General features: G+C 56.2%; 13 protein-coding genes. 5 read left to right on the top strand and 8 right to left on the bottom strand.

The annotated features are described in order from the left end of the window. Nucleotides 1-84 precede the first annotated feature (84 nt). The gene (locus tag Fuma_RS15480) at nt 85-2,334 is read left to right on the top strand and encodes a glutamine amidotransferase (protein WP_077024921.1); all 2,250 of its coding nucleotides are present in this window, start codon (nt 85-87) and stop codon (nt 2,332-2,334) included. Nucleotides 2,335-2,432: 98 nt separating this feature from the next. Here the strand turns inward: Fuma_RS15480 and Fuma_RS15475 are convergent, their stop codons facing one another. From Fuma_RS15475 to Fuma_RS15445, 7 genes are all read right to left on the bottom strand, one after another. Further along, nucleotides 2,433-3,845 (bottom strand): sodium:calcium antiporter, encoded by a 1,413-nt coding sequence (locus tag Fuma_RS15475; RefSeq protein ID WP_077024920.1) that lies wholly within the window; start codon nt 3,843-3,845, stop codon nt 2,433-2,435. A gap of 6 nt (nt 3,846-3,851) precedes the next feature. Next, complete coding sequence (locus Fuma_RS15470) at nt 3,852-5,264, bottom strand: sulfatase family protein (protein WP_229360993.1); 1,413 nt, start codon at nt 5,262-5,264, stop codon at nt 3,852-3,854. A 129-nt stretch (nt 5,265-5,393) separates the two neighbouring features. Then, nucleotides 5,394-6,422, bottom strand: a complete 1,029-nt coding sequence (locus Fuma_RS15465) for a vWA domain-containing protein (RefSeq protein ID WP_158521015.1) — start codon at nt 6,420-6,422, stop codon at nt 5,394-5,396. Between the two features lie 266 nt (nt 6,423-6,688). Then, nucleotides 6,689-6,946, bottom strand: a complete 258-nt coding sequence (locus tag Fuma_RS15460) for a hypothetical protein (protein ID WP_083732077.1) — start codon at nt 6,944-6,946, stop codon at nt 6,689-6,691. Between the two features lie 26 nt (nt 6,947-6,972). Continuing rightward, nucleotides 6,973-7,413, bottom strand: coding sequence for a response regulator (locus tag Fuma_RS15455; protein WP_077024917.1), 441 nt, complete (start codon nt 7,411-7,413; stop codon nt 6,973-6,975). A 76-nt stretch (nt 7,414-7,489) separates the two neighbouring features. Then, complete coding sequence (locus tag Fuma_RS15450) at nt 7,490-9,799, bottom strand: PAS domain-containing protein (RefSeq protein WP_077024916.1); 2,310 nt, start codon at nt 9,797-9,799, stop codon at nt 7,490-7,492. Nucleotides 9,800-9,937: 138 nt separating this feature from the next. Next, nucleotides 9,938-10,771 (bottom strand): hypothetical protein, encoded by an 834-nt coding sequence (locus Fuma_RS15445; RefSeq protein ID WP_077024915.1) that lies wholly within the window; start codon nt 10,769-10,771, stop codon nt 9,938-9,940. Between the two features lie 1,292 nt (nt 10,772-12,063). Between Fuma_RS15445 and Fuma_RS15435 the strand changes: the two genes are divergently transcribed. Both Fuma_RS15435 and Fuma_RS15430 read left to right on the top strand, forming a co-directional pair. After that, a complete protein-coding gene (locus Fuma_RS15435; protein WP_077024913.1) occupies nt 12,064-13,098 on the top strand; it encodes a DUF1559 domain-containing protein in 1,035 nt (344 codons plus the stop codon). A 253-nt stretch (nt 13,099-13,351) separates the two neighbouring features. Then, the gene (locus Fuma_RS15430; protein ID WP_145944200.1) at nt 13,352-13,741 is read left to right on the top strand and encodes a hypothetical protein; all 390 of its coding nucleotides are present in this window, start codon (nt 13,352-13,354) and stop codon (nt 13,739-13,741) included. Between the two features lie 162 nt (nt 13,742-13,903). Here Fuma_RS15430 and Fuma_RS15425 read toward each other — a convergent pair whose 3' ends face one another. Then, nucleotides 13,904-15,340 carry an aldehyde dehydrogenase family protein gene (locus Fuma_RS15425; RefSeq protein WP_077024911.1) on the bottom strand — a complete coding sequence of 479 codons (1,437 nt, stop codon included), beginning with the start codon at nt 15,338-15,340 and terminating at the stop codon, nt 13,904-13,906. Nucleotides 15,341-15,602: 262 nt separating this feature from the next. On the opposite strand from Fuma_RS15425, the gene Fuma_RS15420 reads away from it, so the two are divergent. Both Fuma_RS15420 and Fuma_RS15415 read left to right on the top strand, forming a co-directional pair. Continuing rightward, a complete protein-coding gene (locus Fuma_RS15420; RefSeq protein ID WP_077024910.1) occupies nt 15,603-18,692 on the top strand; it encodes a M28 family peptidase in 3,090 nt (1,029 codons plus the stop codon). A 325-nt stretch (nt 18,693-19,017) separates the two neighbouring features. Next, a complete protein-coding gene (locus tag Fuma_RS15415) occupies nt 19,018-25,560 on the top strand; it encodes a secretin N-terminal domain-containing protein (protein WP_083732076.1) in 6,543 nt (2,180 codons plus the stop codon). Nucleotides 25,561-25,624 lie beyond the last annotated feature (64 nt).

The raw sequence follows: 25,624 nt of genomic DNA, 5'->3' as shown, positions 1-25,624 counted from the left end.
TCTATAGTATCGTATTCCGGCGACTCAGCACAGGAGTCGTTTTCCCTTCCAACCAATTCCGCCGCCATCTAACTGCCGCTCTTCATGAAACTGGCCTTCGAACCTGTCTGGCCGTGGCCATTGATTCTGCTGACCTGCGTGGCGCTGCTGGGCGTGGTGGCGATCGGCTATCCTCGGCGAGTTCGGCACCTGCCCAAAACCTGGCAGCGAATTCTGATGGGGCTGCGAGTCGCGCTCGTGCTGCTGATTTCGTTGTGGCTGCTGCGACCGGCGATCGTACTGGAATCCGACGAGAATTCCGATGCTGTGCTGTACGTGGTACTCGATGCCAGTGGCAGCATGAACACTCCGGACGCGCCGGGAGGCATCAGTCGCCGTCAATCGCTGCTGCAGTTGTTCGACGAAGCCAAGCCGTTGCTGGATGAGCTGGGAGAATCCGTCGAAATCCGGATTCGCGAACTGGCCGAAGACCTGACGCCAGTGGAGTCGCCTTCCGCCACGTCAGACGGAGAACTTACAGCCATCGGTGCAAACCTGGAAGAACTGGCGAAAGAAGCGGATCGCGAAAACATCGCCGCCATCCTGTTTTGGGGCGACGGCAAACAGGCGGCGCTGGGCCGCGACAATATCGACCCTATTCAGCCCGCTCGCCTGCTGGGCCGCCAGCATCGTCCGGTCTACACCGTCAGCTACGGCAGTTCTGAAATCGCCGCAACATCACTCGACGTCGCCCTCAGCGAACTGGACATCGCTCGCGACGTGTACGAAGGAAACCGCGTGCCGATCAGGGTCCGCTTCAAAGCCTTCGGCGCGGAAGGTCGTGACGTGCAGTTGAAGGTCTATCAGGAAGACCGCACCGGCCTGCCCAACGGAAAGTCAGGCCCGATGCGTGAAATTCCGCTCAGTGCCGACAACCTCACTTTGAAAACGATCACACCTCGCGACAAGGCGGAAGACACGACCATCGATTTGTATTTCGTGCCGTCTCAGTCGGGCGAAATCAAAATCGCGGTCGAAGCCATCCCGCTGAATGATGAAGTCCGTCGCACCAACAACCGTGTGGAAGCCATCATTCGAGTCCGGTCGGGCGGAATTCGAGTGGCCTATTTCGACCGGCTGCGGCCCGAGTTCAAGTGGCTAAAGCGGATCACGGTGAGTAGTCGCGTTCAGCTTGATGCGAAGTGGGTTCGTGGCGGCGAATTCAGTAACCGCAACGATTTTAACGAAGACTGGTTTGTGCCTGGCAATTACGACGCCTTCATCATCGGCGATGTGCCAGCCAGCGTCTTCGGTGAAGAACGTTTACGCAAACTGTACGCCTGCTGCGAAGCGGGAGCGGGGCTGATGATGATCGGTGGTCAGCAGAGTTTCGGGCCAGGCGGCTACGGCAGCACGCCTCTGGCCGCGTTGATGCCGGTCGCCATGTCGCCTTCGGATCAGCAGCTCACAGACAACATTCCGATGGTCCCAACTGAGGCCGGGGAGCGACATTCCATATTACAGATTGCGCCGCCGGAACAGAATCGCAGTCGCTGGAGTGAACTGCCACCGCTGGAAGGCGCCAATGTGCTGCGGTTGAAGGAAGGAACGGTGGCTCAGACTTTCGCCGAATCCAAATCGAAGATGCCGCTGCTGGTCGGTCAAAGCACTGGTGCTGGACGAGTCCTCGCTTTTGCCGGAGACACCACATGGCAGTGGGCGTTACGTGATGACTGGGCGGTTGAGGCTCATCAGCGGTTCTGGCGGCAGGTGATTTTTTGGCTGACAAAAATGGAAAACGACGGCGAAACACCCGCCTGGATTAACGTCGAACCTCGCGACATGAACCCCGGCGGACTGGCGGAATTGACCTTCGGGCTTCGCGATGAAGACGGGCTGCCGCTGGCAAACGTGAACTATAGTGTGAACGTGCAGCGACCGGATGATGAAAACGAAGTCGTTACGGTGCGAGCCGAAGGAGGACACGGCGCCGGTGAGTATCAGAATACGGCGCTGCCGGGCGACTACTGGGCGACAGTCGCTGCTGAAGGATCGGACGGCCTGCTAAATTACGCCAGCACTCGGTTTTTGGTGAGTCAGCGTGATCCGGAACTCGACAACCCGGCCGCCGACCCGGCGCTCATGCGAGAACTCGCGCACGTGAGCGGTGGCGATTACCTGGACCCGGACGGCATGATTGCTCGCCTGGAAGACTGGGTGGATAACGGCATGCCAAGTCTGAAACTGAAACGGTCTCGACGAGTCACTTTGTGGGACAACTGGTTCAGCCTGCTGCTGTTCGTGTTGCTGCTGACGCTGGAATGGGTGTTCCGGAAGAAGCGTGGCTTGGTTTAGAGCAGTGTGCCTGTTGTCGTGGACGGTTCGTGCTCGTGGGAAACAGCTGTCATCGTCCGAGGCGCCTGTTCCGCGGCCACAATTCAGCGAGATTCGCTTTAGTTGCCAGAAAACAGCAGCCCCTGCGATTCCAAAACCGCGTACGCGATAAACACCGCGTACAGACCGCACATCACGAACGCCTTGAAGCGAGTGATCTGGCGATTGTGCCACATGATGGCCAGATTCGTGACGGTCAACGCGACCAGCAGAATTCTTAAGCCCATCAGGCCAGCCATCGGCTTACCGTCCTGCAGCAAACTGACGGGAGCCCAGCCGGTGAGGTACGAATTCACAAACAGCGGAACGGACAGGCAAATACAGATGTCAAAAATATTTGACCCGAACGCGTTCGAAACAGCGCCTGAATCGTCGCCTCGTCGAGCGGCCGCGATCGCCAGAAATGTGTCCGGCACCGACGAAGCCGCCGCCGCCAGAATCACGGCCACAAAAAACGCGTTGACGTGCAGCACTTCGGCCGTTGCTATCGTCGCTTCAACAAGGAAGTAGCATGCGACTGCGGCCATGATCGTCGTAGAAACGATGATGCCCCACACGGTGGCTTTCGTCAGTGGGATGGAAAAGCAGCCAAAGAACGCACCGGCAGCGCCTTCCGGTGGTTCTGTGTCGTCAACTCGAGCCAGCCCGTTTTCGGCAAAGTCGTCCTGAGCTCGAACAATCATCGCCGGGCCGACCTTTAACCCTTCCGCCTTCAAGGCCTTCATGACAGCGCCCGCGCTTTCGCCGGCGCCATGCTGTTCGAACCGCTTTTTTAACAGGGAACGAACAATGCGGTACTTGCGGGCGTCGCCGCAAAGTTGCAGTACATACATCAGGTACAGCAGCAGAAAGACGCCGCCCATCCACCAGCTCATGGAATCCTGAAACAGGAAAAAGATCAACAAAATCTGACAGCACACAAACCAGATGCCATCGCGCGAAATCACTTCGTCGTCGACATCGATGGTGGGCCGATCTTTGCGAGTGAACGAAATCACCAGCGCGCAGAACGCGGGGATCAAAATCATGTTGTACACGGCACTGCCGGCGCACGTGGCGATGGTCGAACTGAATCCTTCGGCACCGGCTGCGATTCTGGCCGCCTGATTGCTGTCGCCGGATTCCACCGCGTTTAATGCGACGATGACAAAGAAGATGCCACTGAAGAGTTCCGGCATGGAACTGGCGATCGCATCCAGCGTGGCCCCTCGAATAGAACTTGGGATACGGAATGTCTCGCCGATCCATTGAGCCGCATCGGCAAACGGATCGCACACCTGCCAGATGACTACAGAAATTAGCGCCACCTGAGCCATCAGGTACGGCAGCGCGTATGGCGAATTCAGGTTGCTACCGCCGAGTCGCCAAAGGGCGAGAAAGCTAAGCAGGATTGCCAGCGAAATGCCAAGTCCGATCCAATTTGGACCAGCATCGCCACTGTCGGACTGCTCATTAATTTGATTTGCGGACATTGACAGTTAGGTTCCGGCGACTGCCAATTCTGAAAACGCTTCGGAAACGTCCAGCTTGTCTCCGACGACTTTCTGGTGTTTCAGGAACTCTTGAAACAACGCACGCTTTCGTGCCAGCGAGCCATTCTTACTTGACAGATCGGTCATCTCATCCGGATCAGCCTTCAGATCAAACAGCAGCGAAACACCGGTCTTCGGATACAGAATCAGTTTCTCATGGCCCACCGTGATCATGCGTTGAGTGTCCGTGTACGCTCCGTAGATATCGCCCGTCACTTCCGGCTTGCCATCTTTTAACAACGGTAGAAGGCTTTCGAATTCAACATCCTCAGGCACATTGCCAGTGGCCAGGGCAAGGCTGGTGGCCATCACGCTTTGCAGGTAGATGCGTTGCCCAACCTTTCGCCCGGCATCGACACCCGGTCCAGTCACGGCAAAGGGAACTCGCATGCTATGATCGAACATATTCTGCTTGCCCAGCAGACCATGATTTCCGCAAGCCAGTCCGTGATCAGCCGTGAAGAAGATCCACGTATTTTCTGCCTGGCCGGTTTGTTTTAGAGCTTTCAGAATGCGGCCAATCTGGTGGTCCATGTGAGTGATGATCGCATAGTATTCCTGACGATTGACCTGCACCGAATACGGCGTGCGAGGAAACGGGGCCAGCTTTTCGTCACGCACTCTGTTGCTGCCGATGTCATAGGGGTACTCAGCCAAAAATGTCTGTGGCACCTGGATCTTATCGACAGGGTACATGTCGACAAATTGCTTTGGTGACTGTCTGGGGTCGTGTGGCGCATTGAAGGCCAGGTACATGAAGAACGGTCGCTCATCGCTGGCCGCGAGACTCATGTAGTCGACCGCGTCGTCGCCCAGAACTTCGCTCCAATGCCGCCCGCCCTTCCAGAAGCCTTCGAACTTTTTGTCCCAAGGCTTCCAGGCAACGTCGTCGCGCGACTTTGGTCGGTCGTAACCGGCATCGGTTTGATTCGGCATACCGCCGCGCATGTGGCGAGCGACTTCGAATACGTTTTTGGTGTCGGCCTTTACGTGCCACTTGCCGGAGAAGAATGTCTGGTAGCCGGCCGCCGCCATTCGCTGCGCCCACATCCTTTTATTGGGCACCCACTGTTTTTTTATGTCATTTTCGAGATCGTGTGCGTGCCACAGGAACCGGCCGGTGTTTAGCATGGCTCGACTGGCCACGCAGATCGCTCCATTCCACCCGCCCTGATTGTACGTATGAGTGAACGTGGTCCCGTTCTTGATCAGTTGATCAATGTTGGGCGTCTTGATCTCATCGTTGCCGAGCGCATGAATCGTGTGGAACGCCTGATCGTCAGCGAACAGGAACAGGATGTTGGGCTTTTCCGCCGCATGGACAAACGAGGCCGCCAGGCAGGACAGTGTGAAAATCACGATTCGCAAGAGAGTGCTCCCATGAAGAAACAGTGCGGACGGCGGCAGCATAGCAGAGTGGGCCAGTAGGTCGAATCGGAGGCCTGTGAATGCCGTGTTGCCGATTTTGGCTGACGTCTAAACAGATGGTCAATGCACGATTACGAGTTCGCCGCCGCCGACTCGGGCAATATCTTGCATCATGCGGGATTCAGCCCCGCCGCCGATACAGATGGCGTTGACGATGGTTGGCGCCTTCCGATTCAGCCGCACAACTCGTTCCGTCGTATCCGGGATCACGCCGTCCGTTAAAAAGAACACGACGTCGGGCTTTAGCCGCAACGCCTGCTGTAAAGCTCCCTGAGGTTCTGTCCCACCGTCTGGCGAGACGGTGGACGCCCATTGCAGAATTCGTTTTCGGTTGTTGTCCGTGGCGGCCACAAGACGGCGTTCGATGTTCGGCCACATCATCGGGAACGGCTTGTTACTGAAGAACACCACAAAAAACGATTGATGTGGCTCAAGCGCATTGATGGATCGGTCCAGTTCCCACAATACGCGTTGCATACGACCACCGCGCATGCTTCCTGAAGCGTCGACCACATACGCAAAAGAATCCGCCGCCTTTGACGTCGCAAACATGCCCGCCCCATTGCCGGTGCCGGAGCCCGTGCCACGTCCGGAACCGCCGCCGCGTCCTGACTTCAAGCTGACGCTGGTTTCTGCCGCGTTGTGGTTGTCAAAGCGAGTCGGCAGCATGATCTGGTCACTGGCCGCCGAATCGTCATTCGGCGACTGGCCTCCTGCCTCGATGTCAGCCACCAGTTCGAATTCGTCTGCGTCGTCAGTGAGTAGCTGGCCGCTGAATTGGAACGGCGCTTCGACGGGACGGCCGTGAAAGTACAGGAGCCCCAGCAGGAAAAAGATGGCACCATTCAAGAGCAAAGATACGGCACCAGCCAGACTGCGGAGCTTCCAGGTAGATGAATTATCGGCTGCGGGCGAAGCAACCAGTTCGGGGCGGCGTTCGTTTACCTGGTCGTTCGCGAACGCCTGCTGAGGCAGTAAAAACGTTACGCCACATTGAATGCACTCAGCCACCTCGCCACCAGTCGCGGGCGCAGCGGCGATGCCGGCACACTGATGGCATTGTGAAACAAGTGGAGCCGTCGCGGGCATTTTTGAGTCATGGTGACAGAGGAATTCGGACCGATCGGACGCTTCTATTGTGACGCACCATCGCCAGAATTCCACAACCATTATGGATTGGCATGCGTCCTGCCTTGGCCCCAGCCATTTAACACTGGTCCCAGCTGGACAGCGCCATGTTGGTGCGAATGGTAACCCGAAGTGTAAGCGTGGTGGCGAGTTGCGACGAACCCATCGCTTACACTTCGGGTTACCAAAAATCGGCCCAACGCCCAAAGGTGGCGCTGTCCAGCTAGCTATTCAATCACGTCATCCAAAGCGGAAATGCTTACCACCTGCTGCCGCTGGATGAATACGCGTTTGCGGTTGGTCCGGACGCCGTGGCTGCGACTGTCGAGGACGTAGCGTTCGCGAGTTGTCTTGGAATCTCGCAGATCGTGAACATCCACGTCGTGCAGAGTCACGGACTTATCGTTCACGGCACTGAGTGTGCCGATGTAAACGAATAATGCTTCCACATCGACGACGACGATCTGATTGACAAGATCTTCCATTTTGAATTCCATTGCAGCGAACGCGTTCAACTTAGCCTTGGCATCGCACACGTACGAAACCAATAGTCCTGAGTACGTTCGAGTGCGTGAAAGAAATCCTGCAGTTCAACCGGCTTCACAATGTAGCTGTTCGAACCCAGGCCATAACAATCGTGGATGTCCGTTTCGTCAGCCGACGTGGACAGCACGACAACCGGGATCTTTGTCAGATCAGAGTCCCGTCGTAGTTCGTTCAGCACCTGCCGACCATCCTTGCGCGGCATGTTCAGATCCAGAAAAATCAGATCGGGACGCGGGCAGTCGGAATGCGGATCTTCGCGTCGAAGCATGGCAAGCGCTTCTACGCCGTCTTTCGCGTGACTGACTCGGCTTGCGAAACTACTTTCCGACAAACCCTGCATGGCCAGCATCGCGTCCGACGGGCTGTCCTCCACAAGTAGGATTTCGTGGCAGCGATCCTGGGTCATAAATTCATGCGTCTAAGTAGTCTGGTTCAAGGTTGCGACATGATTCTTACGGCGTCCCCGCCGATTCTGACAGTTGCTAAGTGTGTGACTTCGGCAAAATGATCTCAAAAGTGCACCCGTGATCGGGATCCACCTGCTGCGAATGACTTTCCAGCAGGCGAATCTGCCCTCTGTGACGTTCCACAATTCTGCGGCAAATGGCCAGGCCGATTCCGGTCCCCGGATATTCCTCTCGCGTGTGCAACCGTTTGAAGATGATAAACACCTGGTCAGAAAATTCGTTGTCAATTCCGATGCCGTTGTCAGAAACGAACAGCTTCCATTCGGTATTCGATTCTTCTGACCAGATCTTAACAACCGGCGAACGATCTCCGCGATATTTGATCGCATTGCCCACCAGATTTTGGAACAGTCGTACCATTTGAGCACCGTCGGCTTGCACTGTGGGCAGGGCGTCAAACGTTACCTTCGCGTCGGATTCCGTGATCGCAGAATGCAGCAGTGCTGTGACCTGTTCCATCGTGTCCTGAAGGTCGACCGATTCGAAACTGTTGCCCCGCCCGACTCGGGAATATTCAAGCAAATCGCTGATCAGCTGCTGCATCCGCTTGCCGCCATCGACGATCATTTGCAGATACATCTGCCCGGTGTCATCAAGGCTGTCCTGATATTCCCTTTCCAGCAATTGACAGAATCCCACAACGCTGCGAAGCGGTTCCTGAAGGTCGTGCGACGCCACATAGGCGAACTGCTGCAACTCGCGATTGCTGCGTTCCAGTTCTGCTGATCGATTTGTGAGCCGGGCTTCGCTATCCGCCAGTGCTTCCTGAGCCTCGCGCAGCTCCGTGAGGTCGACGTGGACGCCGATAAAGCGTCGCGGCTGGCCGTCATCCTTGCGGAACAATTTGCCTCGCGAGAGTATCCAGCGGTAGCCGCCGTTCGCATGTTGTAATCGGAATGACGATTCGTATTCTTCAATACGCCCGGCAATGTAGTCCTGAGTTCGCTGGACGGCCGCGTCTCGGTCGTCCGGATGCAGACGGATGTTCCAGTCGTTAAGCGAGGTCCATGGACGTTCCGGATCTTCGCCAATCTGCAACATTAATTCGGGCGATACGATGACTTCATTTGTCAGGACATCCCAGTCCCACATGCCAACGTTGCCACCCTGCAGTGCCTGCTGCAGTTGCAGCTTCAAACTATTCAGCTCTTCCTGTTCCTGATGGCGACGGTGGACGTCCTGAATCGATCCTGCCATTCGAACCGGTTTGCCGTTTTCGTCCCACTTCGCCTGGCCTCGGCCTCGGAACCAGCGGTCGTGTCCGTCTACCGTGTGAAGGCGATATTCTTCGTCGTGAGGCCGTCGGTTCTCAAGGTGGTCGTCAAATGACCGCATCACTCGCACCCGATCTTCCGGATGCAATCGGTCGATGAAGCTTTTCAGTTGGTTGGGAAACGCGATGATGTCGTCTCCCTCAAAGCCCAGCAGTTCTCGAAACCGAGCGGCGTACCACACTTCATCTGTTTGCACATTCCAGTCCCACAGGCCGTCGTTGGTTCCTTTTACGGCCAGTTCAAATCGTTCCCGCCATTCCGTCAGACGCGCTTCGGCCTGCTTAAGCTGAGTAATGTCTCGCGACAGGCCGAACGTGCCAATGATGTTGCCGTCGGCATCTCGCAGCGGCAACTTCGTGGACAGCATCCAGTGGTGCTGTCCGTCGGGAAGCAGCTCGTACTCCTCCTTGTTAATGATCGGCTCACCGGTCTGCATAATATGCAGCTCATCGGCACGATATTCGTCGGCCTCTTCTTTGCGATAGAAGTCATGGTCTGACTTGCCGAGGGCATCTTCCGGGGTAGCCAGTTCGAAGATGTCCGCCGTCCGTTGGTTGCAGCGAATGAATCGCGAATCTGCATCTTTGAAATAGATACAGTCCGGCAGGTTGTCGACAAGACTGGACAGCAAGTACTGCTCGCGCGAAAGTTCCTGCTTTGCTCGATTTAGCGACTTCTGAGTTTCCGCCAGGTGTTCCGCGCCGGAGAATTTCTTCAGGACATAGATCACCAACGCCATGATCAAAATCAGGATCATCGCGACAAGGGAGCCGACGATGACTGACGACGACTTCACGGGCAGGTGTCGATGCCAGTAGGCGAGAAAATGGAAGATCCCGCTGCCGCAATAGAGGACGGCCATCACGCGAAGTAGCCGAGTTTTCGCGGTCGGAGTGGCCCAGACGATCAGCACCAGTGAGATCACCGTCACGCAGAAGAACGTAACAAGATCGGCCACACTCTTGAAGGTGCCCGCATCGATCGCCGCAGTAAGAACCGGTTTCGCAAGAACAGTCAGCAAAGGAGCGAAGTCCTGCATCTGGTCGACCATCCCTCTCTCCGCCCATGGATGCTGCCGGTTGAGGCACCGTTCCAGCTCGGAACGTCTTGCATCATCGTGACGAAACGGTGCGTCGAATTCAATTCAGTTTCGACCAGGCTGACGGGTAGCGCTGTCGTGCAACGAATTTCACGGCCAACGCCAACGCGATGAATTTGTACGTCGATAGCATTTTCGAACCGTACGACGCGGATTGGATGTCAGTCGCGGATTGCACTGCGGGTAAGCCGTAGCGTGGTACGGAATCACGTGTGGCCGCGTAGGCGAACAGCAAAACGGCAGCGGACAAGCGGTGTTGGAGTTAAATTCGACCGCTTCGCCCTGGGAGCCAATCCCAGTGATACTGTTGGAGGGTGCGCGGCTGGGATCCACAGTTACTTCGAATACCAAATCTCCCCGTGTCGGGAGCTTCGTTCGAAGTTTGTCGTTTTGATAGGACAACATGTGGCCAGCTTCGTACTTGTTGTAATTGATCAGAATACGGTAATTGGCATCGGCCGTGTCGGTGGATAAGGAGATGGCATATTTTGCTCCGGCGCTGAGGTAGATGTTTTTTGAGCGATAGTCCGCGGCAACCGTAAACCTTGCGTCGGGAACGACTCCTAAATCAGGTATGTCCTCGCTGGGAACAAGAACCGCTGCAATTTCACGTTCTGGCCGATCGGATGAAACCGTCGCCAACGCCACGCGTAAATCCGGCACGTTGGGAGGGTCGCTGTTTCCGACGACTATTGAGATGGAATCAAGAGTTCCGGACTCTTCTGCAGTGAATGTTTGCACATTCACGTTGTCGTAGGTTTTTGACCCGTCTCTTCCCTTTCCCACACCGGTGCTCGATCGATCGCTGTTATCGGGAAGCGGATTTGTTGCCGTGACCGTCTGAGCATTCAGCCTGCAATCCCGATTGGAATGTGGCAACGCCACAAAATGAACGGCGAACAGAAAAACAAGTCGTGAGGACACTGAAGTATTCCCAAATGTTTAGCAGGCGTGTTGATGTTACTCTGCAATTGACCTCGTGAGATCAAGTGAATGCGATAGCAAAACGCTCGGAAAGTTGCGGCTGTTGCAATTATGCTATTCAAAACGCAAGAAGCAAAATCGCCACTCGAGGCGCTATGATAGCCAGCGGCAACGCAAGGGACCACGTTCGGGCGCTCTTTACAATGGCCAATGCGTTGAACGACCCTCAGCTTGCAGGCCGCGCAAATGTGGTCAGTGTGGCGGCGCCCGATTGGGGCGTATTTCGAAGGCAGAAGCGGACCGTACTCGCCACATCTGGGCAATTCGAACTGACCGATGGAACCGCTGTTAGGAAGCTGATGATGGTCCGAATCAATCGCGTGACTGCTTCAACGGCACGACAGGCAATTATGAGGGCGAGAAACGAGGGCGAGAACGTTTGCGGCCGCATTAGCAACGAACAAGCCGAGAATGAACGCGTCGTTGGCGTCTGCGAAAATTTCAATCAAGTGAATTCCCTGGTTTGTCAGCGAACTCGCACCAGACCGTCTCATTTTACATGAGCCCCAAGCGTTTTATCCGACGCATTGTGCTGGGGCTGCGAGGAAAATTGCGGTCGGCCATATGAAACAGATGCTGCGATTTTGAAACAGAATTCCACGTCATCGCCGTGCATTTCTACCACTGCGACGAGTACTGGTGGCTGGCGCGGAGCCGGTGCTGAGTTTGTTCCAGTAGTATTTTCACCACACATCTTCATAGATTCTTCTTACTCATTCGCAAAGATCCGCGTGCATCCGCGGCCAGGATCCACAGGCGGCCGGACTGCCGCCTGTATCACCGTGGCTTGCCTTTGTGTTGGCTGTAACGGATAAACACGTCCGTCCTATTAAGAACCCCTAACAAAACCAGTGTGGCCGCGTTGTGACGACAGTGGTCGAGATGCAAGGAAAAGTGACGAGGCGACAGATGTCGTCGAGGAGCGCTGACGCCGGAAATCGGCTGCTGTCGTCGCAACTCTCCGGGCCGCTTGTGGTTCCGCCTCAGGCGGCGTCGTTCGTCGTCGACGACATTTGTCGCCTCCTCCTCACTTCTTGCCTGAAACGAAACCACAAACGTCGCGGCTCACACCGGTTTTGTTAGGGGTTCTAAACAATCTGCCATGCCAACGTTGCGTGGTTCACCTTTTTGATTGTTGTTGTGCGTTCTCGTGAACTACAATTTGAGAAGTGTTTTCCTGGCAATTCTTTGACCCCTGTTATTAGTCCGCTCTTTTCTGGGGAGAAAACTTTATGCGTCCATTGCAGATGTCGCGTGCGCGAAATCGCGCTTTCACGTTGATCGAGCTCCTGGTTGTGATTGCAATCATCGCGATCTTGATCGCTTTGCTTTTGCCCGCCGTGCAGCAGGCTCGCGAGGCGGCTCGCAGAACGCAGTGCAAAAATAATCTAAAACAGATCGGACTCGCGCTGCACAACTACCATGACGTTTCAAACTCGTTTCCATTTGCGTGGATGCTGGGATCAGATTTCAACGCGTCCGTCTGGGGCATACAGATTCTGCCGCACCTTGAGCAAGGGGCACTCTGGAATAACTGGAACTCGAGCATTCCTCCGTTTAACGAAGCTGCCGCATTCGGGATGGGGCCAGCATCCGCGATTCAGCAAAATCTGGATGTGATCAAAACACCAATTGCCGTTTACCTTTGCCCGTCGACCGCCAGCGAGACGGTGCATGACTACGACCTGACACCGGCCGGATTTCCGATCACGTATACCACGGCACGCACCGATTATATTACGACCAATGGGGTGCGATCCGGTTTTGCCGACATTGCGTATGCCGGCAACGCGGGTGGCCAGCGCGGCGGAGCGCTGTCTTCTGTGGGAGTGGACCCGTCGTCGGGGCAGCCCAGCGGTTCAATCACTCGAATGCGTGACATCACCGACGGCACGTCGAACACAATTGCTATTGGCGAACGTGTCGGCGGAAATGCAATTCTGGACAGTCGCGGCCAGATCAATACGGCGTGGACGGCTGCATTGGGCGGCACAAACGGTGGTGGCTGGGGAGACATTCTTAACGGCGAACACTGGATCGCGGGAGCCCTCTATGACGGCACGCCTTCGCCGTTTGCACCCAGTGGCGGCCCCTGCCCCATCAACTGCTCAAACGCGCGAGGTGCTGGATTGTACAGCTTCCACACCGGCGGTGCTCAGGTGCTGCTGTGTGACGGTTCCGTGCGGTTTTTGAGTGCGAATATCGACGCCGGAAACTTTGCAGCTTTGGTGACAATCGGCAAAGGCGAGATCCTCGGCGAGTTCTAGATGCCTTTGAGCATTGTCTCCGCATCCTGAGCCCGCCACGCTTCCGAGCGACCGGCGGACGTGTCTTCGTCTGGTCGCTCGCCTGCCTTTCGCATGCATGCGTCCTTCGCTAATTCAGAAAAGGTTGATCATGTTGTTCGGTTCACAAGCTGGTTGTCTTACGCCCGCAACTCAGAAACAAGCCTGGCTGGGGCTACTGTTTGTCACGTGCGCAATTTCACTTGGCGGTTGTTCGGGGCCGGAACAACCATTCATGAAACAGACGTCGGCATTGACCGGTCAGGTGTTTGTTGACGGAGTTCCCGTCCCCGCAGCGTCACCATTGAAGGTGGAATGTCACAATCTGGGTGGCATTGATTCGAGTCACCCAACGATTTCCACCGCCCTAACGGGCGAAGACGGGAAGTTTGAAATCTCGACCTACAAGTCAGGCGACGGCGTGCCTGCCGGTGAGTACGCGTTGACGTTTGTTTGGGGGAAAATGAATCTGCTGGCGGCTAACTATGGCGGGCCGGATCAACTGGGCGGCGCGTATTCTGACCCGAAAACGTCGAAGTTCAAAATCACCGTGGTCGATGGTGAACCCAACGACCTCGGCAAGATTGAGCTGGTTTCGAAGAAGAGTTCCAAACAGAAAAAGTAGACTCGCAGCGGAAGCCTTGCCGACGCTTGCGGGAACGTTGCTTCATGGAACGGAACGTGAGGGTGATACCGTTCCATTCTGACGAATGCCGACCGTTCGGCAGCACAGTCAGCAGACTTGCGGCCACGGCCTTCTGAAGCGTTTCCTGTTTTACGGCCGTTCTTAATGCGCCGGAGGTGGGCTGTTTTGGAAGGCTCGGTTTCGGTACAGGAAGTCGATGATGTTGCCTTCGTGCGGCTGCAGCCAGTTTAACGCATACGTCGGAACCGGGCCGACATTCAGGCGGTCAATGTGGCGAGCATCCACCAGTTGCCGAGTCCACGCTTCGTCTTCAGTGATCGCGGTGCCGACCAGGGTGGGGCCGATTTTTTTCAGCATCTGATCCTGAGGACACTGTGTGACTGATACGAATGGAAACATGAATTCCGTGTTCGCCATTTCATCGTCGCAATCGCTGACGTGCAGCACGGTCGGTCGCAGGTAGTCGCAGCGTTCTTTTTGAATCAACCGGTCGCCTTCGCGATACTTCGCCGTGACTTCGGTGACGGCCGGTGATTTGCAACCGTCTTCGATCATGTTGTTCATCGCTTCCGCCGCGCCTTCCATGGTGAAGGCGGCCAGGGCGGCGTCGGGATCGGTGGTGGGCAGTGCCTGGATTGGGCCGAGTTTTTTGGCGATTGCGTCGGCAATTTCTTCTGTGTGCCGCGATGCCCAGATGCCTGAACAGTTGATGCAGCTTCGGCCACCGTTGATCAGAACACTGTTGACCATCAGGTCCAGGTAGTCTTCCCAGCGATCGACCACGTCGTCGCCGAGCAGAATTTTACTGAAGCCTGGTCCGTGCGCCTGGACACGCGAATCGCCGGCATACTTTTCGACTGTCGCCGCGCCGCCGAAAATCATGGCTCGTTCGCATTTTTCCAGCACGGCGTTGCCGACGTCGTGCGGACCTGGATACAAGCAGAAGGCTTCGCGAGGCACACCGGCCGCCGCGAAGGCTTCGTACATGCGGTACGGCGTCCATGGTTCGGACGAACCTGGTTTCAGCACGAGTCCCACCTGCAGCGGAATCGCGGGCAGCCACAGCGTATGCACGCCGGGCGAATTTGACGGCAGCACAAGTCCAATTGTGTCCGTGGTCGACTGATAGCTGACCATCACGCCGCGGCTTTCCATGCCGTAGCCTTTGTGCAGAATTTCCAGAGGCAGCCCGCGCGTCAGAGCATCCAAAGTGGCGCCCATGTTCTTCAGGACGAACGCGATCTTGCCCATGTTGCCTTTCGCCATGTTCAGCGGCAGGCCGGTGGTGGCTGACTGGATTTCGCAGAACTGGTCGGGCGTTTGAGTCCCATTGCCAAGTGGCAGTTCGGCTTCCAGAAACAGATCAGCCGCCTTCGCACACATGGCGATCAGTTCTTCCGGCGTGAAGGCTCGCAAAGCTTCGCGGGCCTTCGCGGACTTGCGCATGTCCATCTTGACCAGGCCTGCATTCGCCTGGTGCATTTGAGCCATCACTTCACCGGTTTCGAAGTGGACGACATCTGCTTTTTCGAGCGATTCGTAAGGTTTTCCCCAGCGGATTACAGGAATGTCGATCATCGGGCGAGCCAGTGTCTTTGCATGGAAACGGACGGATTAGCTTGAACGAAATAACATATTAGAAGTCGGTCGCTGCAATTCAAATGCACGCCATAGTGGTCTCAGAGTTGGGGCGAGACGGCCTGCAGCAGGCGAGAGGTCTGACTTCAGCACGCTGCGCTAGAAAGCGGACGGCGGACGCTTATAATCCGGCAGCCCTCCCCGCTTCTTTATTGGCGGTGTCCACGGTTCCCGACATTCCCACCCCACCGGAGTTCCTCAGGTGAATTTTAGATCCGCAATCAAAAGCGTCGTCTTGTGCTTCGTCTGTTCGTCACTGTTGCCGTTCGCGGTGGCTCAGGAACAGGACGACATCACTGCAACGGATCCGGCCGCCGCGGCAAAGCAGGAAGGCCAGCTGTTAAGGCGAACGCGACAGCTCACGTACGAAGGTCGCCGTGCGGGGGAAGGCTACTTCAGCGCAGACGGGCGGCAAATGGTGTTTCAGAGCGAACGGTACGATGGAAACCCCTTCTTTCAGATTTACCTTTTGAACAGAGACACCGGCGATACCGAATTGATCTCGCCCGGCCACGGCAAGACGACGTGTGCGTGGATTCATCCAGACGGCGAGAAGGTTCTGTACGCGTCGACTCAGGACGACCCTGACGCAAAACAGGAGCAGGCAGACGAGATCGCTCGGCGGGAATCGGGCAAAGAACGCCGCTATTCGTGGGACTACGACGCCTTCTACGATATCTACGAATACGATCTGAAAACCAAAGAATATAAGAACCTGACTGATGCAAAAGGCTACGACGCTGAAGGTTCTTGGTCGCCGGACGGCAAGCTGATTGCCTTTGCGTCCAATCGGTCGGCTTACCAAGAAAAGCTGACGGACAAACAACAAAAAATGTTTGAGCAGGATCCGGCGTGGGCCAGCGAAATCTATCTGATGAACTCAGACGGCAGCAACGTGCGTCGCCTGACGAAGACGCCCGGCTACGATGGCGGTCCATTCTTTTCGCCTGATGGCAAACACATCTGCTGGCGTCGGTTTTCCGAAAACGGAGCCACGGCTGAAATCATGACGATGGACGTCACTGGCGAGAACCAAAAGCAGCTGACTCATCTGGAAACCATGTCGTGGGCGCCGTACTACCATCCGTCCGGCGACTATTTGATCTTTACGACCAACAAACACGGCTTCGCGAATTTCGAACTGTACATCGTGGATCGCGAAGGGCAGAAAGAGCCGGTGCGAGTCACCTACACGGCTGGCTTCGACGGTTTGCCCGTCTTCACGCCGGATGGCACTCAGCTGTCGTGGACGACGAATCGCACAACGAACAATCAGTCGCAGATCTTTATTGCGGAATGGGATCACAAACAAGCGCTGAAGTTGCTCGGGCTGGAATCGAAGTCAGAAACTGAACAGCCTCAAATGGCGTCAAAGTCGGCGGCTGGTCGAGCTCCCGGCGCGCGGCAGGACTTCGCGCCGGCGGACGCCGTTCGACATGTGGAATACCTCTGCCGTCCACAATTGCAGGGACGTTTGACTGGTACGAAAGGCGAAAAACTGGCGACGAATTATGTCGCACTGTATCTGGAGACGTTAGGGCTGGAACCGGCCGGGGACGACGGATCGTGGTTTCAGGAATTCGAATTCACGTCCGGTGTGTCGGCAGGCGACAACAATAAGCTGCAGGCGGGTGAGACGTCTTACGAACTTCACAAAGACTGGCGACCGCTCGTGTTTTCGAAGACGGGCGACTTCGAAGCGGCCGACGTTGTGTTCGCGGGCTACGGTATTCAGGCACCGGCGGGCGACGGCTTTGAAGAATACGATTCGTTTGTTCATTTGGACGTCAAAGATAAGTGGGTCGTTTGCTTCCGTTTCATGCCGGAAGACATCAATGCGGAACGCCGACAGTATCTGAACAGCTTTAGCAGTCTTCGCTTCAAGGCGATGAAGGCTCGCGACATGGGAGCTCGCGGATTGATCGTGATGAGCGGTCCGACATCCGGTGTGAAAAACCAACTGGTGCCGATGCAGTTTGATGGTTCGCTGGCCGGAACTAGTCTGGCTGTGCTAAGTGTTTCAGACGAAGTCGCAACGGCGTGGTTCAAAGACGCGGGTAAAGACCTGGCAGCTATTCAGAAGAAAATGGACAATGGCGAACCGGCGATGGGATTCCCATTGAAGTCTCTGAAGCTGTCCGCGAGTATCGACATTCAGCAGGAGAAGAAGACCGGTCGCAATGTGCTGGGCCGACTTCAGGTGCAGGACGTTCCGGCTCACGAGATTGTCGTCGTGGGTGCTCACATCGATCACCTCGGTGCCGGGCCAAATACCAATTCGCTCGCTCGAGGCGACGAAGCGTCGAATATTCACTTTGGAGCGGACGACAACGCGTCGGGCGTTGCTGCGATGCTGCAAATGGCCGAAGCGATGGCGTCTGCCAAAGACGCGGGCAAGCTGGAAGGCACCCGCGATGTTATCTTCGCCGCATGGTCGGGCGAAGAACTCGGGCTGCTGGGTTCCAGTCACTATGTCAAAGAACTGGAAACCATGTTCTCTCAACACGCGGCTGCGTTGACGCCCGAAGAAAAGCAGGCTGACAAAGCGGACGCTCCAGCCGACGAGTCCACTGAAGAAACGGACAAAGAGAAAACGGATGCTGAGTCCGGGCCGAATACGGGCGGTCTTCATTTGTACATTGCAGCGTGCCTGAACATGGACATGGTGGGACGCATGCAGGAAAAGTTGGTGCTGCAGGGGATTGGATCGTCAGGCGACTGGCAACAAATTGTGGAGAAAGCCAACGTGCCTTTGGGGCTGCCGGTCACTCTGCAAAATGACAGCTACATCCCGACCGACGCCAGCGTGTTCTTCCTTCACGGTGTACCAATCCTTTCGGCGTTCACCGGCAGCCACGGCGAATATCACACGCCTCGAGATACGCCAGAGAAATTAAACTACGAAGGTATCTCAAAGATTGCCCGGTTCATGAACCTTGTCTGTCGCGACCTGATCAACCGCCGCAAGTCGCCTAATTATGTCATGCAGACGAAGCCGGAAGACGGGCAGCGTCGCGCGAATCTGCGAGCGTACCTGGGCACGATTCCGGACTATGCAGAATCTGACGTTACGGGCGTCATGCTTTCGGGAGTTGCCAAGGGCGGGCCGGCCGATAAAGCGGGCGTCAAGGGTGGCGATGCGATCATCAAACTGGCTGGAAAGGCGATCGAGAATATCTACGACTACACGTATGCGATCGAAGCTTTAAAGATCGGGCAGGAGGTCGAGATCGTCGTGAAACGCGATGGTAAAGACGTCACAATGAAGGTGACGCCGGGTTCTCGGGATTAGAGCAGTCCGCCTCTTGTTGTGGACGGTTCAGGTTCGTGGGGCACAGCCTTCATCGTCTGAAACGCTTGTTCCGCGGCCACAAGTCAGCGAAATTCGCTGGATGAAATCCAGTTTCGCTGCGCCGACAATCCCTATGGGTGACTGGTCGACGATAGGGGCGCATGAGCGCGAAGCACTTTTGACTGGCGAACGCGCCATAGAAAGTGCTGGAGCGACGGTGGTCTATGAGGTATCCTGCTGAATACCTACCAGTCCGCGGTTGGCGTGGCGTTTGCCTGCCTCCGCTCCTTCCTGGACGCCTTCCCGCCGTACCGAAAAAAGCAAAATGCTCACCATTTTCCGACAGATGCGCCTGCCTGTTGTGACCACCACACAGCGCTGCACAATCGTCATTGCCGTTATCCTGCTGTGCGCTTCCGTCGCCCCACGATGTCAGGCTTTCGCCGCGCAGGCGGAAGCGGAGGCGGTCGACTACGGTCGACTGGCCGATCCTGCCACAGCGGCCACGTTGGGATTGTCGGCCGAACAGAAGGCGGCGATTGCTGAGATCATTTCCAAACGCGACGCGGCTCTGGCGACTGCGGATGAAGCCGCCAAAGCTGGCGTGATGGCCAAAGCCATGACGGAACTGGCCGCCGTACTGACCGAGCCGCAGCGTTCCGCATTCGTGAAAGACGCAGCGCCTGAGCCGCGACTGAAGTTCAACTTTCGTTTTCAGAAGTGGACGGCTGTTCTGGACTGGGTCGCGGACGAAGCCGGATTGTCTTTGGTGATGGACGCACCGCCGCCCGGAACATTTAACTATTCCGACACCAAGGAATACACGCCGACGGAAGCGGTCGACCTGCTAAACGGGTGGTTGATGACCAAGGGGTACACGCTGGTTCGCCGCGAACGCATGTTGATGTGCCTGAACCTGAAGGAGGGGCTGCCGGACAACGCGATTCCGCGAGTCACCGTGGACGAGCTGGATGCTCGTGGTCGGTTCGAATTTGTCAGTGTGCTGATTCCGATGCAGGGGCGACCTGCAGAAACGGTGCTGGCGGAAATCAAGCCGTTGCTGGGCACGTATGGAAAAGCGGAAGTGTTGACGGCCACTCAACAGTTGTTAGTAGTGGATTCCGCCGCCAGCGTTCGCACGATTCAAAATGTTGTGCAGCAGGTTCCGATCCCCGCAGTTCCCGCAACGCCGACGGGCCCGCCACCGAAACCTCAACTGGTCGTGTACCCCATCAAGCATGCCAACCCGGAACAGGCGGGTGAAGTTCTGAAGACCATCATCGAAGGAACTCTGGTCGTCGATGCCGCTGCCAGCCAGATTTCCGTCAACGCGATTCCGGATGAACAGGCCAAAGCGAAAATTATCATTCAGCAACTGGAATCCAACCAGGGACCGGACAAGCAGCCGGTGCTGAAGATGTATTCTGCGCGGCCGTCCGATTCGGTCGAAGTACTGGCAACGCTGAAGCTGATCGCACCCGACGCTCAGTTTCGTTACGACGAAGCCAGCCGCAAACTGGTGGCATGGGCCAATCAGGCCGACCAGCTGCACATCGCGAAGTCGCTGGAAGAAATGATGGCTCAACAGCCCAACGACGGACGCACGCAACTGGAGGTCTATCCGCTAAAAGACATTGCTCCAGCGACCGCTCAAAGTCTGGTCACCGCGTTACTGCCGGATGCACGTATTACTCTGGACACGCGTACCAGCAGTCTGATCGCGATCGGAACGCTGACCGATCATCAGGCGATTCGCGAATTGCTGCTGCAACTGGAACCCCAGGCAGCCGGTGTTCACCCAGGAGAGCTAAAATCGTATCCGCTGAATCCGAAAGTCAACGCCGACACAGCGATTGCGTTGCTGGCTGGTCTAACGCCTTCAGCGACGGTGACATCAGACACGGCCAACCGTCGGTTATTGATCACGGCCACTCCGAAAGATCACGAAGCGATCGCCGCGGCTTTGGCCCAGGTGTCTCAGGACGGGGGCGGCGAGCTACCAGATCTTCAGTTTTACACGCTCAAAAAGGCCTCAGGAACCAACGCAGCGGCCGTGCTGACGGCCATGCTGCCGACTGCGACGGTGACGTTTGAAGCCGCAGCCGATCGGCTTTCCGTCGTCGGCAGCAAAGCTGATCACGCCGTTGTCGTATCTACTCTGGCCAAACTGGAAGCAACTGCGCCGGCGGACGAAAAGCGGTGTCTGAAGATTTACGATGTCACCGCGAAACAGCGAACAAGATTCACCGCCGTGCTGGCCAGCCTGACAACGGAACTGCCTGGCCTGCAGGTCTTGACGGACGCTCAACCGGGAGAAATGACAGTCTGGGCCACTCCTTCGCAACATGAGATCGTGGCTGAGGTGCTGACACAACTGCAACGCGACGTGCCGCCGGAAGAGCAACCTCGGCTGGTGGTCTACCCGATCACTAAAATCGACGTCGCGAGCGTGTCTACGGTGTTGGCGGAACTGTTTCCCGATGTGAAAATCACGACGGACGCGGTGGCGTCGCGGCTATTGATCCATGCCAAACCAGAGGTTCATGAAACGATCCGCTCCGCCATTCAGCAACTCGACAGTGACGTCGACGGCGAAACGGAAATCAAGTTAATGGTGTACCCCGTTAACGGCGTTGATGCGGTGAGTGCGCTGCAGTTGCTGAACACGGAAGTCCCGCGAGCGACCGTGATTCATGACACGACGGGGCAGACATTCATCGTGCGAGCTCGTCTGGAACAGCAGCAGCAGGTGGCCGCGTTGCTGGATTCTTTGCAGTCTGCTTCGACGCCATTGCAAAAGCGTACGGCCGTCACTTATCCGACCTCGCACAGTAAGAGTGCGACTGAACAGCAATTCTTCGAAAACGCTTTTCCCAACGCGACCTTTGTGCTGGACCCGATCGCTCAAACGATGACGGCACTGGCGACGGCCGAAGATCAGGCCGCCATTCGCGAGACCGTCGAAGCCATGTCTAAGCAAGGTGCCGATGCGGCGGAATTTAAAGAGTATCGTGTTTCGTCTAAAAACATGATCGGCGTCTTGCGCGTGATGAGAGAAGCCACGCCGAATGCACAGGCCGTCTTCGCTGGCGACAAACTGCTGACATGGGCAATGCCTCACGAACACGCCATTATCGAACGTATCGCAAAAGGTTTGCAGAAGCCTGAAGTGGACCGCCGCGTCGAAACGTTTGACGTGACCGATGTGGAACTCTCCAACGCGATGGCCGTTCTTAGTCAATTGGTGCCTGACGTTTCGTTCATTACGGCACAGGATGGCAAGTCTGTAGTGGCTTTGGTGGATGGTGAGACTAAAACGAAGATTCAAACCACGCTGACGCAACTGGCCGAATCGCCCGCCGCCACAGCAAAACGCACTCTGAAATTTTACGACATCGAATCTGCTGGCGGCCCTCAGGCTCAAACGGTGGTGGCCACCGCTGTACCGACGGTTGTGTTCACGGTGACTCAGGATTCCAAGCGACTGCTGGCTTTGGTGACAGACGACGAACATCAAAGGGTCGAAGCCACTCTGCAACAACTGACGACTGAAAAACCATTTGCCCCCGACACCACGTTGAAACTGTACTCAATCAAAGACGCAGGCCCGTCTGCAACGACCGTGCTGGCTCAGTCGGTCCCGACAGCGGCCATCAGCAGCGGCGCGATGCCGGACCAGATTGCGGTGGTCGCGACAGAAAAAGACCACGAGAGAGTCGAACAACTTCTGCAGAAATTGCAGACTGCGGGCAAGGCGACTCCCGAAAAAGCTTTGGTTGTGTACGACATCCGCGGCACCGATCCGACAGCCGTGCAAACAGTGCTGCAACCGTTGATCGATGCAGATGTGAATATCACAGTCGATGCGACGGGGCGCAAGTTGTATGTGCGAGCGTTTCCGGAACAGCAGCAGAAAGTCAAAGCTACCATCGAACAGATCACGTCCAGCCTGAAACCGAACAGTGAACTCGAAACGAAAACGTACCTGGTCGGCCGGTCGAACGCAGACGAAGCTCAGGAAGTGTTGCTGGCACTCTACCCGGACGTCACCATCGTCACGGATTCCGAACGCAAGCTGATTGTTGCCACGGCGACACCTGAACAGCACGCGATGATTGAGAACATTACGAAGCAAATTGCGGCGGGCGGAACTGTTGGAAATGCTCCTTATGCTGTTGTGTACAGCGTCGAAAACGTTTCGGCCGCGCAGGCGGAGTCAGTGCTGACCAGCCTGTTCACTCGCACCGATGCGGTTCGAGTATCAGTGAACGAACGGACTGGCCGATTGGTTGCGGTCGCTCGCGAAGATCAGCACGCGTTAATCGCCGACATCATGAAGAAATTCGACGGAGAGCCCGGTGAAGAAATCAAACGCGATTTAGCCGTTTACCGAGTACAGCCGCTGGACGGTTTTACGGTCAAGTTGGCTCTGGAGCCACTCGTTTCAGAAGACGTGCTGATATCGGCTGAACGTCGAAGTTCAGAGATTCTGGTGAGTGCTCCGCCGGAAGAGCAGGAGAAAATCGCTGCACTGATTCAGGAGATCACAGCGTCACGCATCACTGCCGGCATGGAAACGAAAACGTTTCGCATGAACCGAGGCGATGCGACTGCGGCTCAGACAGCACTGGTAACTTTGTTTCCGGATGCGACGCTGGTGACCGACCGACTGGGGCAGGTGTTAGTGGCTACTGCCACGCCCGAACAGCACAAGACGATCGAATCCGTTGTGCAGCAGATGTCCGTGTCGCAGGTTGGTGGAAAAGGTGTCGAAACAAGAACCTATTCAATGAACGTTGGCGACGCGTATGTTGCTCAAACGGCTCTGCAATCGATGTTCCCCGACGCCACGCTGGTGAGTGATCGGCGTTACAAAATTCTGGTGGCCACCGCGACGCCCGAACAGCATCAAACCATTGAAACTGTCGTGAAGCAGATGACGCAGTCTCAGATCGGTGGCGAAGGTGTCGAAACCAAAACCTATCGTATGAACATCGGTGATGCGGACGCCGCTCAAACCGCGCTGCGTTCTTTGTTTCCCGAAGCCACGCTGGTGACAGACCGGCGAGACAGAGTGCTGGTGGCCACGGCAACCGCCGAGCAGCACAAAACCATCGATGTCGTTGTAAAGCAGATGAACGGGGAAGATCAGTCGGCCGACCGGCCCGCTCCAAAGACGTATCGCCTTAATCAGGCGGACGGCGAAACCGTGGTCGAAGTGCTGGAAAATCTATTCGAAAGAACGGACGAAGTTCGCCTGTCGCTGGACGAAGTCAACCAGGCGGTCGTCGCGATTGCTCGCCCTGATCAGCATATTCTGATCGAACAAACTCTGGCCGACCTTGACCCCAAAGATGGCGCCGCCGCGTATACGTTGCAGGTTTATCCGATCGAAGACCTGGATGAGGAACAAGTGCGGCAGGTTGTGGAGGACATGCTGGTCGAACGTTATCCCGGTTCGAAAGTTCATCACGAAGCGGCCACCGGCAATCTGCTCGTCACCACAAATCAGGCGGGCCACACGCTGACGAAAGATGCGATCGCTCGCTTCGGCCGCCCGGAACCTCGCGAGGCAGACGTGTTTCAGTTGACCTACCTGGAACCGTTTACTGCTCAGATGGCGATCGAGAACCTGATCAGTAGCCGGTACCCCAACGAGATCAATCAACCGATTGTTTATGCGGACGATGACACGCAGCAGCTTTGGGTGCAGGCGTCGAAGACTCAACTGGTGGAAATGAGGACGCTGTTGATGAAGATGGGTGAAGTGGGACTCGGCGCGCCTGGCATCGAAAAGTCCAATCCGAATCTGCGAATCATCCCCGTGGGCGACAATGTGGATGACACCATCAAAAGGATTCAGGATCTGTGGCCGAAGATACGTCGCAATCCCATCAAGGTGATGCGTCCCAAAGCCACGTCGATGAATCGCGCTCTTCCGTCTCAGGACTTCCAGTACGCTGAAGCTCGCAGTTCAAGACACGTGCTGACCGCGCTGCGCGATGAACCTTCAAAGCAGACCGAAACCGAAGCCTCTGTGCCAAAGACGGAAGGCTCACCAGAAGCCGAACCTTCACAGAAAACGCTTTCGGAATCGTCGCCGAAAGAAGCGCCTACAGAGCCACCGGCCGTTGTGATTGTTCCCGGAGACGGGCGGCTCACGATCGCTTCCGACGATGCGGAAGCTTTGGACCAGTTGGAATCGTTGCTGCGAGCGATCCATTCTCGTCCGGGCGCCGGAGGTCGCAATCAGGATTTCGGTGTGTATCAACTGACGAATGCCGGAGCCGTGGACGTGTCGACAACGCTGCAGCAGGTCTTTGACGACAGCAATGGGCTGTTCAGTTTTGGCAACGTAGTGATGGTTCCTGATGAGCGGTTGAATGCGTTGATTGTGTATGCCAGTCGAGCGGATCGTGCGCGCATTGAACAGCTACTGGAGATTTTGGATTCCGAAAAGTACGAAGACACGCGGCGATCGTTTCAGACGGAGGTCGTCCCGTTGCAGTACGCCAGTGCTGCTCGAGTTGAAGACGTGATTCAGGGCGTCTATTCGGCTGAGCAACGGTCGGGCGGGCCTCGCAGTAACATTGCCATCCCCAAAGGCGTGCCGACCAACGTGGCGTCCGTGCTGCGTCAGATCAATGCGGCCGCGTCCTCACCGTTGTTGACCGTCGAAGTGCAGGCTGACACGAACTCGCTGGTGATCAAGGCTCCACAGGAATTGCTGGACGAAGTGAAAGCACTTGTTCAGCGGCTCGACGAAGCGTCTCGAACAACTCGAGCCCGAGGCATCACGCTGTTGCCTCTGAAGAAGGCCAATTCGTCTCGCGTTATGCGGATTTTGAACGATGTGTTGCGACAGTGATGGAATCTTCTGCCTGATTTCCCCAATTCGCCGCCGGAAATGCGTTTCCGTGGTGAAAACCTTG

The organism is Fuerstiella marisgermanici, assembly GCF_001983935.1.
GTDB lineage: Bacteria > Planctomycetota > Planctomycetia > Planctomycetales > Planctomycetaceae > Fuerstiella > Fuerstiella marisgermanici.
Note: the sequence above shows the minus strand (reverse complement) of the source record. Positions and strands in the feature narration are given on the sequence as shown.

Excerpts from the sequence above, each read along its gene's own strand:
- Fuma_RS15415 (WP_083732076.1), top strand. The coding sequence starts at position 19,018 with ATGCTCACCATTTTCCGACAGATGCGCCTGCCTGTTGTGACCACCACA.
- Fuma_RS15480 (WP_077024921.1), top strand. The coding sequence starts at position 85 with ATGAAACTGGCCTTCGAACCTGTCTGGCCGTGGCCATTGATTCTGCTG.
- Fuma_RS15435 (WP_077024913.1), top strand. The coding sequence starts at position 12,064 with ATGCGTCCATTGCAGATGTCGCGTGCGCGAAATCGCGCTTTCACGTTG.
- Fuma_RS15460 (WP_083732077.1), bottom strand. The coding sequence starts at position 6,946 with ATGGAAGATCTTGTCAATCAGATCGTCGTCGTCGATGTGGAAGCATTA.
- Fuma_RS15475 (WP_077024920.1), bottom strand. The coding sequence starts at position 3,845 with ATGTCCGCAAATCAAATTAATGAGCAGTCCGACAGTGGCGATGCTGGT.
- Fuma_RS15465 (WP_158521015.1), bottom strand. The coding sequence starts at position 6,422 with ATGCCCGCGACGGCTCCACTTGTTTCACAATGCCATCAGTGTGCCGGC.
- Fuma_RS15430 (WP_145944200.1), top strand. The coding sequence starts at position 13,352 with ATGAAACAGACGTCGGCATTGACCGGTCAGGTGTTTGTTGACGGAGTT.
- Fuma_RS15425 (WP_077024911.1), bottom strand. The coding sequence starts at position 15,340 with ATGATCGACATTCCTGTAATCCGCTGGGGAAAACCTTACGAATCGCTC.
- Fuma_RS15455 (WP_077024917.1), bottom strand. The coding sequence starts at position 7,413 with ATGACCCAGGATCGCTGCCACGAAATCCTACTTGTGGAGGACAGCCCG.
- Fuma_RS15450 (WP_077024916.1), bottom strand. The coding sequence starts at position 9,799 with ATGGTCGACCAGATGCAGGACTTCGCTCCTTTGCTGACTGTTCTTGCG.